The sequence below is a fragment of the Nitrospira sp. Nam80 genome, assembly GCF_965152575.1.
In genome coordinates, this window is sequence record NZ_OZ224216.1 from 3,974,117 (window position 1) to 3,988,230 (window position 14,114).

The 14,114-nt window shown below is 55.1% G+C and carries 18 protein-coding genes; 7 read left to right on the top strand and 11 right to left on the bottom strand.

Going from position 1 to position 14,114, the window contains the following annotated elements:
* Positions 1-20: 20 nt before the first annotated feature.
* Both mutM and ACWGXE_RS18575 read right to left on the bottom strand, forming a co-directional pair.
* The gene (gene mutM / locus ACWGXE_RS18570) at positions 21-899 is read right to left on the bottom strand and encodes a bifunctional DNA-formamidopyrimidine glycosylase/DNA-(apurinic or apyrimidinic site) lyase (protein WP_447599517.1); all 879 of its coding nucleotides are present in this window, start codon (positions 897-899) and stop codon (positions 21-23) included.
* Positions 900-1,038: 139 nt separating this feature from the next.
* Entirely contained in the window at positions 1,039-1,500 is a 462-nt protein-coding gene (locus ACWGXE_RS18575; RefSeq protein ID WP_447599518.1) for a protein-tyrosine phosphatase family protein, read from the bottom strand.
* Between the two features lie 153 nt (positions 1,501-1,653).
* On the opposite strand from ACWGXE_RS18575, the gene ACWGXE_RS18580 reads away from it, so the two are divergent.
* A complete protein-coding gene (locus ACWGXE_RS18580; RefSeq protein ID WP_447599519.1) occupies positions 1,654-2,013 on the top strand; it encodes a hypothetical protein in 360 nt (119 codons plus the stop codon).
* Between the two features lie 471 nt (positions 2,014-2,484).
* Here ACWGXE_RS18580 and ACWGXE_RS18585 read toward each other — a convergent pair whose 3' ends face one another.
* A complete protein-coding gene (locus ACWGXE_RS18585) occupies positions 2,485-3,699 on the bottom strand; it encodes a small ribosomal subunit Rsm22 family protein (protein ID WP_447599520.1) in 1,215 nt (404 codons plus the stop codon).
* 68 nt (positions 3,700-3,767) lie between these two features.
* On the opposite strand from ACWGXE_RS18585, the gene ACWGXE_RS18590 reads away from it, so the two are divergent.
* Entirely contained in the window at positions 3,768-4,016 is a 249-nt protein-coding gene (locus tag ACWGXE_RS18590; RefSeq protein WP_447599522.1) for a hypothetical protein, read from the top strand.
* A gap of 97 nt (positions 4,017-4,113) precedes the next feature.
* On the opposite strand, the gene ACWGXE_RS18595 is transcribed toward ACWGXE_RS18590, so the two are convergent.
* The 5 genes from ACWGXE_RS18595 to ACWGXE_RS18615 are packed head-to-tail and all read right to left on the bottom strand — an operon-like array spanning position 4,114 to position 8,285.
* Positions 4,114-5,460 (bottom strand): transketolase C-terminal domain-containing protein, encoded by a 1,347-nt coding sequence (locus tag ACWGXE_RS18595; protein ID WP_447599524.1) that lies wholly within the window; start codon positions 5,458-5,460, stop codon positions 4,114-4,116.
* A 37-nt stretch (positions 5,461-5,497) separates the two neighbouring features.
* Positions 5,498-6,262 carry a carbon monoxide dehydrogenase beta subunit family protein gene (locus ACWGXE_RS18600; protein ID WP_447599526.1) on the bottom strand — a complete coding sequence of 255 codons (765 nt, stop codon included), beginning with the start codon at positions 6,260-6,262 and terminating at the stop codon, positions 5,498-5,500.
* Positions 6,263-6,280: 18 nt separating this feature from the next.
* Complete coding sequence (locus tag ACWGXE_RS18605; RefSeq protein WP_447599528.1) at positions 6,281-6,604, bottom strand: pyruvate ferredoxin oxidoreductase; 324 nt, start codon at positions 6,602-6,604, stop codon at positions 6,281-6,283.
* 20 nt (positions 6,605-6,624) lie between these two features.
* Complete coding sequence (locus ACWGXE_RS18610) at positions 6,625-7,338, bottom strand: 2-oxoacid:acceptor oxidoreductase family protein (protein WP_447599530.1); 714 nt, start codon at positions 7,336-7,338, stop codon at positions 6,625-6,627.
* Between the two features lie 50 nt (positions 7,339-7,388).
* Positions 7,389-8,285, bottom strand: coding sequence for a thiamine pyrophosphate-dependent enzyme (locus ACWGXE_RS18615; protein ID WP_447599532.1), 897 nt, complete (start codon positions 8,283-8,285; stop codon positions 7,389-7,391).
* 445 nt (positions 8,286-8,730) lie between these two features.
* Between ACWGXE_RS18615 and ACWGXE_RS18620 the strand changes: the two genes are divergently transcribed.
* The 5 genes from ACWGXE_RS18620 (at position 8,731) to ACWGXE_RS18640 (ending at position 11,340) form a co-directional block, all read left to right on the top strand.
* The gene (locus tag ACWGXE_RS18620; RefSeq protein WP_447599534.1) at positions 8,731-8,979 is read left to right on the top strand and encodes a methylenetetrahydrofolate reductase C-terminal domain-containing protein; all 249 of its coding nucleotides are present in this window, start codon (positions 8,731-8,733) and stop codon (positions 8,977-8,979) included.
* On the top strand, positions 8,961-9,371 hold the full coding sequence (gene queF / locus ACWGXE_RS18625) for a preQ(1) synthase (RefSeq protein WP_447599536.1): 411 nt from the start codon (positions 8,961-8,963) through the stop codon (positions 9,369-9,371). The genes ACWGXE_RS18620 and queF overlap by 19 nt, the downstream gene beginning before the upstream one ends.
* 130 nt (positions 9,372-9,501) lie before the next feature.
* On the top strand, positions 9,502-9,873 hold the full coding sequence (locus ACWGXE_RS18630; RefSeq protein ID WP_447599538.1) for a DUF4864 domain-containing protein: 372 nt from the start codon (positions 9,502-9,504) through the stop codon (positions 9,871-9,873).
* A gap of 74 nt (positions 9,874-9,947) precedes the next feature.
* On the top strand, positions 9,948-10,751 hold the full coding sequence (locus ACWGXE_RS18635) for a symmetrical bis(5'-nucleosyl)-tetraphosphatase (RefSeq protein WP_447599540.1): 804 nt from the start codon (positions 9,948-9,950) through the stop codon (positions 10,749-10,751).
* A 151-nt stretch (positions 10,752-10,902) separates the two neighbouring features.
* Entirely contained in the window at positions 10,903-11,340 is a 438-nt protein-coding gene (locus ACWGXE_RS18640) for a DUF309 domain-containing protein (RefSeq protein ID WP_447599542.1), read from the top strand.
* A gap of 46 nt (positions 11,341-11,386) precedes the next feature.
* Here ACWGXE_RS18640 and panB read toward each other — a convergent pair whose 3' ends face one another.
* The 3 genes from panB to folD form a co-directional block, all read right to left on the bottom strand.
* Entirely contained in the window at positions 11,387-12,178 is a 792-nt protein-coding gene (gene panB, locus ACWGXE_RS18645; RefSeq protein WP_447599544.1) for a 3-methyl-2-oxobutanoate hydroxymethyltransferase, read from the bottom strand.
* Complete coding sequence (locus tag ACWGXE_RS18650) at positions 12,175-13,065, bottom strand: methylenetetrahydrofolate reductase (RefSeq protein WP_447599546.1); 891 nt, start codon at positions 13,063-13,065, stop codon at positions 12,175-12,177. The genes panB and ACWGXE_RS18650 overlap by 4 nt, the downstream gene beginning before the upstream one ends.
* Positions 13,066-13,157: 92 nt before the next feature.
* Positions 13,158-14,018, bottom strand: coding sequence for a bifunctional methylenetetrahydrofolate dehydrogenase/methenyltetrahydrofolate cyclohydrolase FolD (gene folD / locus ACWGXE_RS18655; protein WP_447599548.1), 861 nt, complete (start codon positions 14,016-14,018; stop codon positions 13,158-13,160).
* Positions 14,019-14,114: the final 96 nt, after the last annotated feature.

Consider the following 14,114-nt stretch of genomic DNA (forward strand, 5'->3'; position numbering starts at 1 on the left):
TTAACGATGGGGGGCTGAGTCTACGGAACCCTTGCGCATGAAGTCAAGGGGCGCCGGATCGTTGAGCGCTTGCCGTTCGATTGGCAGGTGGGACAGAAAAATGAACTTCGCTCATGAACCAAATGTTTGACGAAGCTCCCACAGCGGTTGGGACAAGGCTCACCCGTTTTGCCGTACACTCGATGATGAAGGCTGTATGTCCCTAATGTTCCATCAGGAGCGAAGAAATCCCGTACGCTGGAGCCTCCGCTTTGGATGGCCTCCAGCAGCACTTTTTGCATGGCTTCATGCAATGTGTCGATTTCCATAGGCCGTAATCGCCCGGCGATTGAGTTCGGATGAAGCCCGGCGCGGAAGAGAATTTCATTGGCGTAGATGTTACCGATGCCGGCAAGTTTCTGCTGGTGCATCAAAAACCGTTTGAGCCGGCCGCGGCTCATTGCCATAAGAGTCCTCAACTCCTCCCTGGTGATGGTCAAAGGATCCCAGCCAAACCGTCGCCTGCAATAGTAATCAAGACCCTGTGCATCGAACAGGCACAGCCGACCGAACCGACGGGGATTCCAGTAGCGCAGCTCCGGCTCCAGCCCTCCTTCGAACTTCATCACAAAATGGGTATGCCGGGGAAAGCGAGATGGGGCGGAACGAAAAAGAAGCAACCCCGTCATGCCGAGTTCTGCGGCGAGAAATCGCTTGTATCCGTCCCGCGAAAAGGCGATCACGACGGTCTTGCCCCTGCGCTCCACGGCCTCGACCCGGCTCCCGTCGTACCAGGACATCGTGTCGCGCCCCTCTCTAATGATGTCAGATCGGCCGACCCAACAGTCCTGGACGATTGATCCGAGGATCCGTCCGCGGAGTTGCGCGGCGGCGACTTCGGCTTCCGGTAGCTCCGGCATATGAACAACACCTGCAATGAGAATGGACCGACGACAGGCACATATGGACCCGTCGCACCGGCCATTACGCCACGAGCCTTATGCAAAAGGCAACCGGACGCAGGCTCGATTTCGGGCAGATTTGAGCGTGTCGGCTAGGTCACGGAGTTGGCGAGGGAGTGGGGGTTATTGGATCGACTTGGCTGCTTGATCCGCGGGATCGATCGCGGCGGGTGGCGAGCACCTGTTGAACTGCCTCCTCCAGTCTTGGAAGCGGCACACCGCCAGGTCTCCTCGTTAGAACAAGCTTGACCGCTTCGTCATAGCTAAGGCTCTCCACGCAACAAAGATACGCGATGACGACCGATACAGAGCGCCCCATCCCGGCTCGGCAGCACACCATAATGCGATTCTGCGCGATATGGGATTCAATCCAATCTACCGCCTCACACAAGGCGGAAGCTTGCGGTTCGCCGAACTCTTTCAGGGGAATCTTCGCATAGGCCAACCAGGAAGGCGCGGTGATATCTTGCTCTTCGGCGACCAGCAACAACCCACCGACTTGAATGGGAGGATGCGCGGCATCCTCGATATTTCCGACGATGAGTCGCTTGCTGATCATGTGCATGGTAACGTTAGTATAGAGCCGGACCCCCTTGCGTCAAGAAAATCATTTATTGGCCGCCGTCGCATTGCGTCTGCTGCAAATGACCGTTATACTCCGATTAGAATGTCGTAATTCCGAAAAGCAGGTTCACGGAAGAGTGTGACGACAATGGGGAGACCAAGCCTTGAAGACGTGGAGAAGCGCCTGCAAGATGTACGTTGCGCCGTCTGTAAGGCCAATAGTTTCGGTATCGATCGACGCACCCTCCAGCCCGACGGCGAATGTCGGGGTGTGTGTTTGAAATGCCGGTATACGTTCCCCGTCTATACGGACATGGATTTTTACCTGAGGACTCAGCCGGACATTCCGTATCGTCTTAAGGAAATTTCATGCCCTTCATGCCGGCATCGCGGGGTCGATCTTGATTTCCGAGCGACCATGTCAGTCCGGGAAGCGATCTATTTTGTCACCTGCGCCGCGTGCCGGACACGGTTCCCGGAACGCTCTTCTTTGGAAGCCTTCGAGTAGAAGGTAATCCATCCCCGAATCGTGTATACTGTTCTTATGCCTGATTCTGATACATCCCGGCCACAGGGACAAACTCCTCCAGGGGAACCACCCGCCAAACCGCGAAAGGAGATTCCACTTGTCTCCGTTCCAAACGATCGGGACATGATCGCGGAGGAGATGGAGGAATTGTTCGACGAAGACCGGGTCACCCACCAGCACGGCAGTTCGGAACCGGAAGCAGATTAGTCCACCCCGTTCAGCAATCAGCCGTCAGATTCCAGCGAAAATTATCGATTAAGGGATTACAGCTTTAAGACCGGGTAAGAACTGGCTGACCGCTCCTGCCTGCTCAGACGCTTCGGCTCGACCGCAGTAAGCTTCGCATCTACTTGGCTGCGCAACTTCTTAGCTTCCAGCTTCGCGAAGCGGAGGCTGGCTGGCCGCTCCTGCGTCGCGCATCGCGGCGTGGCACCCACTATTCACACCCATTCACACCGAGCGAACGATCTGCACTGCCGTGTCGCCTTCAATTCTACCGACCGTCGACACTCTTCCCTCTCGTTCCTTTCTCACGATCTCGCTGATGCGCACGATTGCGCCTCGATGCCAGCCGTTGACCGCCGCGTTCTGAGGCGATGTCAGCCGATCCAGCCGACCAACCTCCGGTCGCCCTTGTGCACTGCAAAGCCAAGCCCGCTTTTCTCCTTTCATCACCCGGAGCTCGCTCACGATGCGATACAGATCAGGATTTCGTTCGACCACAGTTCGACCGTCCTTGCGCAGAAGCGCATAGGAGAACTTCAACGCGTCTTTGATGAATCCCGCCTTCCGGTCTATAGCTCGGATCCAGTCAGGAGGAATCCACGCACGCTCTTCATGACACCAGTCGGTCGGTTTCATGAGCGCCGGACAAGGGCCTTCGTGCAAGCAAGGGCTGTACAACGTGCAGTGCATGGTCTCGAGGAGCCGGTCTCGTACTTCATGGAGTTCGCGTGATGCGTCGCGCAGCGCCGGCTCGATCAGCATGAGAGTCCCACGATAAGACAGCATACTCATGGCCTCCGCAACCAAACCGACGCGCGCTTTGATTCGCTCAGATTCTTTCATTACAAATAGTTCGCTCAGAGTATTCTGCATAATGATGAGATCGTACCCACCCGATCCGGCTAGGTACTGTACTTCTGAACCTAATCCGTGCTGCACATCCCGGCACATCGTAAGCAAGGTTGCCTTTTGTCGAATAGGCTGCAGAACACGGTGGGTATAGCTCGCCCACAGTTCTGTACATGTACTCAGCGCATGCTTGGATCGGTCGAGCGCCACGCATTCAAGCCCGCGGCTCTCAAGTAAGCCTGTTGACCAGGCCCAATCCAAAATCCCCATTACTCCGGTGCCGGGACCGCAGCCAAGTTCCAGCACACGGACCACTCCATCTTGGCCGCATTCAACAACCGGCGCCAGCTCTTCGAGAAGTTCCTGCACTTTCGCGACGTTGACCGGGAAAAAGTAGGCAAGATATGCCGCAGCCAGCTGGCGATCCTCCATGTAAGGCATTGGCGCCTTCCGCCGTTCCCGCGTAAATCGCCGGGACAATTCGAGAACGTCCTGGACCAGCACCCCAGGCACGGCGATCCCCTGATCCCGGACGTCAAGACCGATGGCCTCCGACAAGACCGTTAGGATCGCCTCAGAAAGCCGGCGCATAGGACCCTCATGTGGTTGACCCCCGAAAGAAACCTGCGGTATCTTACCGATTGAGAGGAGTCACTGTCATGACCGACACTATCCTGCACGCTTATAAGGACGTTGAGAAGGCCATGGAGCGATATACGCTGGCGCTCGAAGACTATGTGAAGACATTGCAGTCGTCCGAATCAGCGGATGCCGGGAAGTTAGAGCGCATGACTCACGGCGCTCGCGCCATGCGTGACAGCAGTATGATTTATTTGTCGTACGCCAAGTTCATCGCGTATGGCATGCCCGATAGTCCCGACCTGGTGGAGGAAGATCTCCAGGGATAATGAAGTCCACCTCACCCGGCTTGTTTTAGGTACTAAAGACGAAGGGCCTGTTCGGCATGACCGAACAGGCCCTTCTCATCTTCGGCCCTTCGCCGGGTCAGATACTGCGCATGAAATGACCCATGGCTTCTTGATCGGAATCGGTCATTCCCATGATTTGAGACATCGCCACGTTGGTCGATTTCTTTCCGGTTGCTCCTGACTCCACTTCATCGACGATAAGTTCCACCGGCATGGACTGCCCGCCATAGACCCTCGGCCCTCCGATGATCTTCGCCTTTGAATACCCATAGATCGCAGCCGCGACATCTTTGGCCAACCATCCGACATAGTTAAATTCCGGAATAACAATGAGTTTGGCCTTGGCACATAACTGCCGGAGTTCCAGGGTGGGAAACGGTCGGAGCGAACGAATTTTGATGAGACCGACCTTAATCCCCTTTTCCTTACAGAGGCGCATGGCTTCCCGCGACTGCGCGGCGGCGCTACCCGAGGCGACGATCAGCACATCTGCGTCATCGACATTCTCCGCGCTTAACAAGCCATCCATATAGTTGATGATGTACTTGCGGGAACGCTCCACCGCGGCCCACACTTCCTGCTGCCAGACCGCGTGGATGTTATAAGCCATGAAATTCGACTTTTGCACCGGAGCGTCGCGCGAGAGCCGAGCCGGAGGATTCTCGGCATCGAGTACAGGAACCGCACCACGCCACGCCTCACGCGGGGGAAGTTTGATTCCCCGCTCTTGCATATGAACATACCCGCGGGCATGCGTGACAAAGAAGCCGTCGCAGCAGACTCCCACCGGCAACGTCACGTCGTTTTTCTCGCTGATGATGAAACCCTTCATGATGAAGTCAAACATGTCCTGCTGGTTCTCGGCATGAAACACGATCATCCCGCAGTTCAGCAGATAGGAGATCTCAATGTTGTCCGGCTGAATCGCCAGCGGCGCATTGACAACACGACAGGTAAACATCGCCACGGCTGGAAGCCGGTGACCCGGCCAGGACGCGATCGGCTCAATGCCGCGCAGCGTACCGGGTCCGGCTGTCGCCGTGAAACATCGCACCCCGGCGCGTGAAGCGCCCGCTATGGCCGACATCACTCCATATTCCTCTTCACCGCGGAAATATTCTTTGACGTACCCCTCGCCGTAGAGAACCCCGATCAATTGCATGGTTTCGCTTTGAGGCGTGATCGGGTAGGCGATGGACACATCGACGTTGGAACGCCGAACGGCTTCTTTTGCCGCTTCGCTGCCGGTAATGAACTCCCGCGTGCGAGGCGCCTCCAGAAACATATATTCGGGGCTGACCACCTTTTGCTTTTTCGCTTCCGCGTGCGGATCCTTCTTTACGTCCGCTTTTTGAGCCGCGACGCTGGTGATCGGATCACCCTGCGGATTGGTTTTGACTTCGGATTCCAAGGCTTCACTCATGGCCGCACCTCATAGCTATATAGTCTGCAAAACCGAACTAGGCTTCACTTTGCATATGTTCCGGTTTATGCCCGAACATGGCCGCGCTTCCGAGGGCGGTGGGCTCCGGAGAAAAGGACATTGGATTGGTGTGGGTTTTTCCTCCATGCACCTTCGACTGCGTGCCGGTGAATCGTACATTCTCTCCGTTATCCGGCAATTTGATGCCCAACTGTTCGCGCACCCGCTTGAATACCTGCGCTACCTTTTTCAGTTTGGCGGTATCCGAATCACGAATGGTCAGCATGGCGTCTTCATGGCCCTGCTCAGCGCACACGGCCATGGTACAACAGTTCGTGCCGGCGCGAATCATCTTTAGGGTCAAATTGGCGTAGTGGCAGTGGACCCCAATAAAGATACAGGCTTCGATCTTATTACCCCAAATCGTGAGGTTTGGATGATTGGGATTAATCACTTCCTCGGGATCGATTTTGGGATACTTCGGCCGATAATCCGGCATGGGAATGATCAACACGTCGGGGATCTGGGCTGCGATTTCAAGAACCGCTTTGGCCTTTTCGACCGCGTGGTCGTTCCACGCCCATAGCACAAGCGGCCCGGGAAAGAGTGTCGCGTTGGGGCTTGTAAGCATCTTGCGCGCCATCTCTTCGATGACCTTTTCCTCGTTGGGTTCCAAGAGGCCGTAATACAACCCCTGTCCGGGATCAGGCAAGGAGACGCCCATCTGCGCGGCGGATGGAGGATGGAACCCCGCTGGACCCGGCACGATAATCTTCTCTCTCGCATCTTGTGTTGCAGCCACTGTAGAGATCTCCCTTTTCTAACCGACCACCGGACTAGCCAACACGGCCGTGGTGCTTTTCTCGCCGTAAGTCACATTGTCCGTGATAGCAGCCTGAGGTAATTGATCGATCATGATCATCTTAATCGCATTATGTTTCGACATGTTGTCGCAGACCCAGACGCACTGGGCGCAGCCCTTGCACCGGTCCACTGCGACATACGCTGATCCGTATTTAAAGCCTCTGTCCTTACCCAGGCTGTCGTTATACAGAATGGTATTCGCTTCTGGACAATACTGCGTACAAAGCTTGCAGCTCGTTGCCGCACAAATGTCTACGTTGATATCTGCTACAAGGTACATCGAGACTCCTTCCGTACCGGTTATGCGCCGACCGCTTCAGGCGCTTCCGCACGCTTGACGGCCGGGGCGCTCCAGCCTTGATCCACAGCGTAGTTCCAGCCTGCGCGGATGACCGCCACATTTTTCTCAATCAGTTCCTGCTTTTTCTTGAACTTCCGTTCGACCACACTGTCCAGCGCGGCAGTTCCACCGGAGACCACGAAACCTTTGCCGAGGAATCGATCCTTAACTGCCTGAGACAAGGCGTCAATAGTCGTCAATCCGGTAATCGCCCCGATCGCGCCCATCAATGCCATATTGGTGGCAAGATCCATCCCCGCTACGTCCAGAGAAATCTTAGTGGCCGGGAAATAATAGAGTTTCGCACGCCGCTCTTCCAATTCCCGCGCCTGATCTCTGTGCAGCTTCATCGGCCCGTCGTTGTTGATCAAGGCAATGCCGTCTTCCTTCAATCCAAAATAAAACGGCATCGTGTATGACTTGCCGTGCGTAATGACCTGCGGGTGGAAGATGATAATGATGTGAGGAAAGGTGATCTCGCCGATCTCATAAATTGGTTCATCCGAGACCCTCACATAACTCTCAACCGGGGCCATTCGCTTTTCGGAACCATAGAAAGGAACGATTGTACTTTCACCGCCGGCATTGATCACCGCCGTGCTGAGAATGTGCGACCCCGTCACAACTCCTTGCCCTCCGACGCCCGCCATGCGGATATTGAATCGTTTTGACATTGCTCCGCTCCTTCAGTTATGGACCTTGCCGAAACCGATCGTCACCTGATTTAGGCCTTCGGAATCTCCGCCTTGGCAGCCGGCTTTTGCTGGAATTCTCTGTAGCCATACCGATCCGTCAGATATTGCTTCGCATCATCCGTAATGTATTCGGTAAATTGATAGCGGTCGTTTTCGACATTCTTGGCGTCTTCCATAACTTTGTCGGTGGGAATGGCATATTCGATGTTACAGGACGTATACGCTTGAATATATGTCGGACCGACTTCCCGCGCGATCAACACGGCCTTCTTGATCACGCTTTCCACGCGCCGGGGATTATTGGGTACGACGGTGGCAATGTAGGCGCATCCAGCCACCTTGGCCATGGACACCATATCCATCTTATCGAACTTCTTCCCCAACGGAGCCATCTTCAGCACAGCTCCCCGGTTCGTCATACCGCTTTCCTGGCCACCCGTATTCCCGTACACTTCATTGTCCAACATGATCGTGGTGAACTTCTCTCGCCGGAACCATGAATGGAGCGTCGCCGAGAACCCGATGTCCGCCATTCCGCCGTCGCCAACCATCACGACCACGTCTTTGGGCTTATCACCGAAGCGCAGTCTTAGCCCGCGCGAAAGCCCTGTGGCGACACCGTTCTGATCGCCGTAATTGCCGTACACGAAAGGAATAGCCGCTTGCGAAATGGCCAGTCGTCCGCAACCGGCGGTGCCGACCGTGATAGTATCTTCAGGATTGGGAAAGGAAATCATGGCGAGTCGGATAAAGAGTGTCATGGCGCATCCGGCGCACATCGGGTGCTCTTCAAGGATTTCCTTGAAGGAGCCCATTTGAGACACGGAGACTTTCTTCCCGAAGGGACCATGCTCCACCATATCTCGATATTCTTTCGGCATGAACTTTTCGAAGCCGTTCGAAAATTTCACGTAATCAAGACTCATTGGGATCCCTCCTTCTATGCTTGATCGGCTTCGGCGGTATCTGAAAGCCGTTCAAATGATTCTGAATGGTGCCCGCTGTTACGAGGAAATGATCTGCCGATCGCTCACCGAGAACTCCGCGCTCAAAGCAGACAGTCGCCGAGTGTAACAAAGGCTGAAAAAAACTGTCAATTGGAAACCCTGGCAGAACTTGCCGTCAATTCAAGGCAATCTCAGTGTATAGCGGTACAAGGAGGCAATGCAACTTTGCAGAAGACCCACGTCGGACGAAAGAAGGCCTAGTGCCGTTATAGGGGCTAGGCCCTTGGCCCTAACATAACATCGCTGTAGAGAAGTCTGCGCCGGCACTTAATATCCGAATCGCCCCGCCATAGGCAACGGTTGAAAGCCGAATCGAGGATGAATAAGATTGCCGGCTGAAGCATTTTAAGGCTACACTGTACGAATGCCGTTGCGAGTCATTATTCCAGGAGAAGACGAAGGTTCTCAACAGACCGGAGGGGTCCATAAGCGCCCTCCGATCCCAGACGGTTCATTGAAGTCGGAATGCCCCAAGTTCATGAGTCACGGCCCCTGCGGCGGCGTCCGAAAAGGAGGCTTTTGCGAGGTCTATCCGGAAATGGCATGCCCATGGGTGACATTGTACCAGCAACTGGAGAAGATCGATCAACTGGAATGGATGAAACAACTGTGAGCAAGCGAAGCAGTAGACCTGAGTATTCCGAAGCCCATGCCAAGAGTGGTTTAACCGCGGCTCTGCCTGAAATCGAAACCTGGCCGAACCAATATAAGGGATATGAAATAACGATCGAGATCCCCGAGTATACCGCCATTTGTCCGAAGACCAGTTTGCCTGACTTCGGTACCATTACCCTCTCCTATATGCCGGACCGATCCTGCCTCGAACTGAAGTCGCTCAAAATGTATGTCCATGCCTATCGCAATGTCGGGATCTTCTACGAGAACGCTGTGAACCGGATTCTTCGCGATGTCGTGAAAGCTTGCCGGCCTGTCTGGGCCAAAGTGACCGGGGATTTCAAGGCTCGCGGCGGCCTCTCCAGTAGAATCGAAGCCAAATATCCGTAGCGTCGCCCGGCTTTCTCCACAACCGGCCTGCTATGAGTGGGGTCAGTTATTGCCCTTTCTTTGACAGAATCGCCCATGAATCCTACACTTCGGTTAGGTCATCAGCAAGCGGCGGGTACGGGGATGCCCCATGAAAAAGATCGCCGTCATCGGCATACTTGTCGGATTGGGCTGGTGGTTTTGGGGACGGACCCTCGAGCCAGCCAAGGTCGTCCATGCCCAATTGGAAGCTATCGGCAACCATGACTATCAGACGGCCTATAACTTTCTCTCGGCTACCGCAAAAAGCCGTATAACGCCAGAGCAATTCACAGAATTGATACAGAGCAACAAGATCGTGGACAATAACTACACCAGCGATTTCCTTGATCGACATATGAAGGATAACGTTGCGACCTTTTCGGGCACTGTGCGAGCCTTGGGCAAGGAGAAAACATCCGCCGTCTTTACCGTGGTGAAGGAAGGCGACCGTTGGGCCATTGAAGACTTTCACTTCAACTGACTCCTTATCTTCCCCGCTCCACCGAGCCTTCTTCACACTTGCCGCCGCCTTCGCATCACGATACTCTCTTCCACATGGCCATCTACGCGATCGGCGACGTGCAAGGGTGTTTCACTGCCCTGGAGAAACTCATCCGACGCATCGACTTTGACCCTTCAAGAGACCGCCTCTGGTTTGTGGGAGACCTTGTCAATCGCGGCCCGGCGTCACTCCACGTCCTTCGATATGTCAAAAACTTGCACGACGCCGCAACCGTCGTACTCGGAAATCACGACTTGTTTCTGATTGCCGCCGCATCAGGCATTGTGTCCCTACGTCCCAAGGATACGATCAGGGACGTGCTCGATGCCCCGGATTGCTGGGAATTAATCGGCTGGTTGCGGCGGCAGCGGTTACTGTATCGTTCGGACTCCTTCGCGTTGGTACATGCGGGATTGCTTCCGCAGTGGACTATAGAAGAGGCCGCGCAACTTGCCGTGGAAGCGGAATCCATGCTTCAGGGTCTCGATTTTCAGACCTTCTTGCGCACGCTCTATTCGAGTTCCGATTGGCAATGGTCTTCTTCCTTAACAGGCTCGGCCCGCGTTGCAGCAATTGCCACGGTTCTCACCAGGCTGCGAACCTGTTCCGCTGCCGGCTTGATGGAACCTGAATTCTCCGGTCCGCCGAGCCGGGCACCGAAGGGCTTCCTTCCGTGGTTCGATATTCCCGGCCGGCAAAATGAAGACATCACGATCGTATGCGGGCATTGGGCGGCCCTTGGCCTCTGCCTGAAGCCCAACATCATAGCCCTTGATAGCGGTTGTGTGTGGGGCAATCACCTCACCGCGGTCCGGCTCGACGATAGATCGGTCTTTCAGACCGACTGCCGCAATTAAATGACTACCATTTATGCGTTCGGACAGGCCTCGCTATTCCAACCGACCTTTTCCCCGCTATCGCTTTGTGCCGGGTGAAACTCCCCACCCTCGGCGCCATCCGCACGGACATTCGTTCAGACAGCCGGAGGCAAGTCCGGTCGCTTTCGAAATGGAATTGTGGCGCGACTCGGAGATCTATGCATTTGGGATCGATCTATTCAACTTCGGCTACTGGTGGGAAAGTCATGAATGCTTCGAAGCCTTGTGGCACGCATTTGGTCGCCGAACCCCGGAAGCCCGCTTTTTCCAAGGACTTATTCAATTAGCAGCGGCACATTTGAAGCGACGAAGCGGGAACGAGACGGCGGCAATCCGATTGTCCACCAGATCGCGGCATACCTTGCAAGGAAGTCCGATTCGCTATATGGGTCTGGACATTGCGAAATTAATAGAAGACATCGAACGGTTTTATGCCACCCCGCGCGGACCGGCCGTGAGCCTCAGGCTCGATCTTTCCGAAGAGCAGCCGATGACAACATTTAAGGATTATCCGACCGAGAATCAAGCGAACGAACAGAGTCGAGCGAGCGGCAAACGGAAACCTTGAGGCGGAAACCTGTCCAAGCAGATTTGATGAAAACTCCGAGGGGCGATTATTGATAACTTTCCGACTCGGTGGGAAATTTTTGCTGTTCCACTTCTTCTTTGTAGCGCCGCAAGGCCTCTAGGGCATCCGCTTTCAAATGCCCATAGGGCCGGACAAATTTCGGCACAAAATCATCAAAGAGCCCCAAGAGATCGTACAAGACGAGGACCTGCCCATCGCAGGACGGCCCCGCGCCGATACCGACGGTCGGTATGGTCAAGGACTCAGTAATCTTCCGAGCCAACGGAGCGGGAATGGCTTCCAGGACGACCGCAAAGGCACCGGCTGCCTGCAATGCTTCGGCATCCTGAAGCAGCATGTCCGCCCGATCCTTTCCTTTGCCCTGAACTTTGTACCCTCCATACTGGTGAACGGATTGGGGAGTCATGCCCAGATGGCCTACCACCGGAATTCCGACGCTCGTCATGGCCTGAATGCGGTCTGCCATGATCCCTCCACCTTCCAATTTGACGGCCGCCGCACCGGCCTGGAGTAATCGACCGGCATTGCGCACCGCTTCTTCGAGGCTGGCCTGATAGGACATGAACGGCATATCTCCGATCACGAAAGCCCGTTGCGCTACGTTAGCCACCATGCCCGTGTGATACAGCATCTCGTCCATCGTCACAGCGAGTGTATTCGACTTACCTTGGACGACGACTCCCAGAGAGTCGCCCACTAAAATAATGTCGATCCCGGCCTGTTCCACGATTCTCGTGAACAAGGCATCGTACGCCGTCACGACGATGAGCTTTTTCCCCTCCCGCTTGTATTTCTGAAAGTCCGGAACCGTCATCATCCCAATTCGGCTTTCGTAAGGATTTCGGGAATCCTGTCGGTTGCTTTGATCGCCATGATATGGACGCCGTCGCAATGAGGGCGAACCGCTTTAATGGTGCGCACGGCGATGTCCACCCCCACATCAAGCGCATGCTTGTCGCCGGCTTCGCGCAATTCTTGGATCATCCCCTCCGGCACTGATACGCCGGGTATATTGGCGTTCATGAATTCCGCCATTTTGGCGCTGCGCAGCAGGAGAATCCCGGCCAGCACTTTCACTTTGAATTTCCGAACCGTCTTCATAAACTGCTGGAATTGGTCCGGGTGGTAGATCGCTTGTGTTTGGAAGAATTCCACGCCCGCCCGGACCTTCACTTCGAATTTGATCAGCATTGGGCCCAAAGGATCTGCCTCCGGAGTCACGGCTCCGCCGATCGTATAATTCGTCGATCCGTCGAGCTTGTGTCCCGCATAATCCTTGCCGTTATTCAGACCCTTGACCAATTGCATGACTTGGACCGAATCCAGGTCATACACCGGCTTGGCGTCTTTATGGTCCCCGACGGTCGGATAATCCCCGGTGAGGCAGAGAATATTGCGAATCCCGAGAATATGCGCGCCCATCAAATCCGACTGCATCGCAATGCGGTTTCGATCCCGACATGTGAGTTGCATAACCGGATCGTGGCCTAGCTCATACAGCACACGGCAGACCGGAAGTGACCCGGCCCGGACGATTGCAGCCGTATTGTCGGTGACATTGATGCCGTGGACGCGCCCCAGCAGACTCCGCGCGCTATCTACGATATGCGTGATGTTCGTGCCTTTCGGGGGATTATATTCTATGGTAACGGCAAATTGTCCCTGATCCAACACCTCCTTAAGGCGACGCGGTTCCCGGCTCATCAATATCTCCCTGATTCAGAATCGGTTTCCAAAAGCGACCGGCACGATCATACACTCTGCGCTTATATGGCGCGACGCCATACTGAGCAGAGTCATCTCGCTCCCGCAATTCTCTTAGCAGATTCAACGGTATTGTCCAGCAACATCGCAATCGTCATCGGCCCCACTCCACCGGGCACAGGACTGATCCATCCCGCCTTGAGGCTGACCGGCTCGAAATCGACGTCGCCGACAACTTTCCCGTCCGGAAGGCGGTTCGTGCCCACATCGATGACCACTGCTCTGTCGCGCACCATGTCCGCCGTGACGAACTTCGGCTTGCCGATGGCGACCAGCAGCAATTCCGCTTCCCGGCAAACCGCCGGCAAGTCCTTCGTTTTCGAGTGGCAAATGGTCACGGTGGCATTCCGTTGCAGCAGCATCAACGCGAGGGGCTTCCCCACAATGTTGCTTCGACCCAGGACGACGGCGCGCTTTCCTTCAATGGGCACGCCCGTCGATTCGATCATTTTGATGACGCCTTTTGGAGTGCAGGCCTCAAAAATGGGATGGCCTTCAACCAAGCGACCGAAGTTATAAGGATGAAATCCGTCCGCGTCCTTGTGGGGAGAGACGGCATCGAGCACCACCTTACTGTCGATATGCTTGGGTAATGGGAGTTGGACGAGGATGCCGTGAATTTTAGAATCCCCGTTGACCTTCTCGATGAGGGCCAGCAGATCAGCCTGTGTCGTGCTCGCCGGAAGCTTATGGTCGTCGATATAAATGCCGGCTGCGTCACAAGCTTTCTGTTTATTTCTCACGTACAGATGCGACGCCGGATCGTCGCCCACCAGGATCGTCGAAAGTCCCGGCTTGACGCCGGTCTTCGCCAGCAGTTCAGCCGATTCTTTGGCGAGGCGCTCCCGCACCTGTTGCGCTAATGCTTTGCCGTCGATAAGTCGTGCCGACACTGGCTCCTCCCTGGTATCGTTTTGTGGAATTTGCGATAGAACAGGCCACCATAACAGGGCATTTTTGAGCAAGTCAACGCCGTCTCCGATACGGCA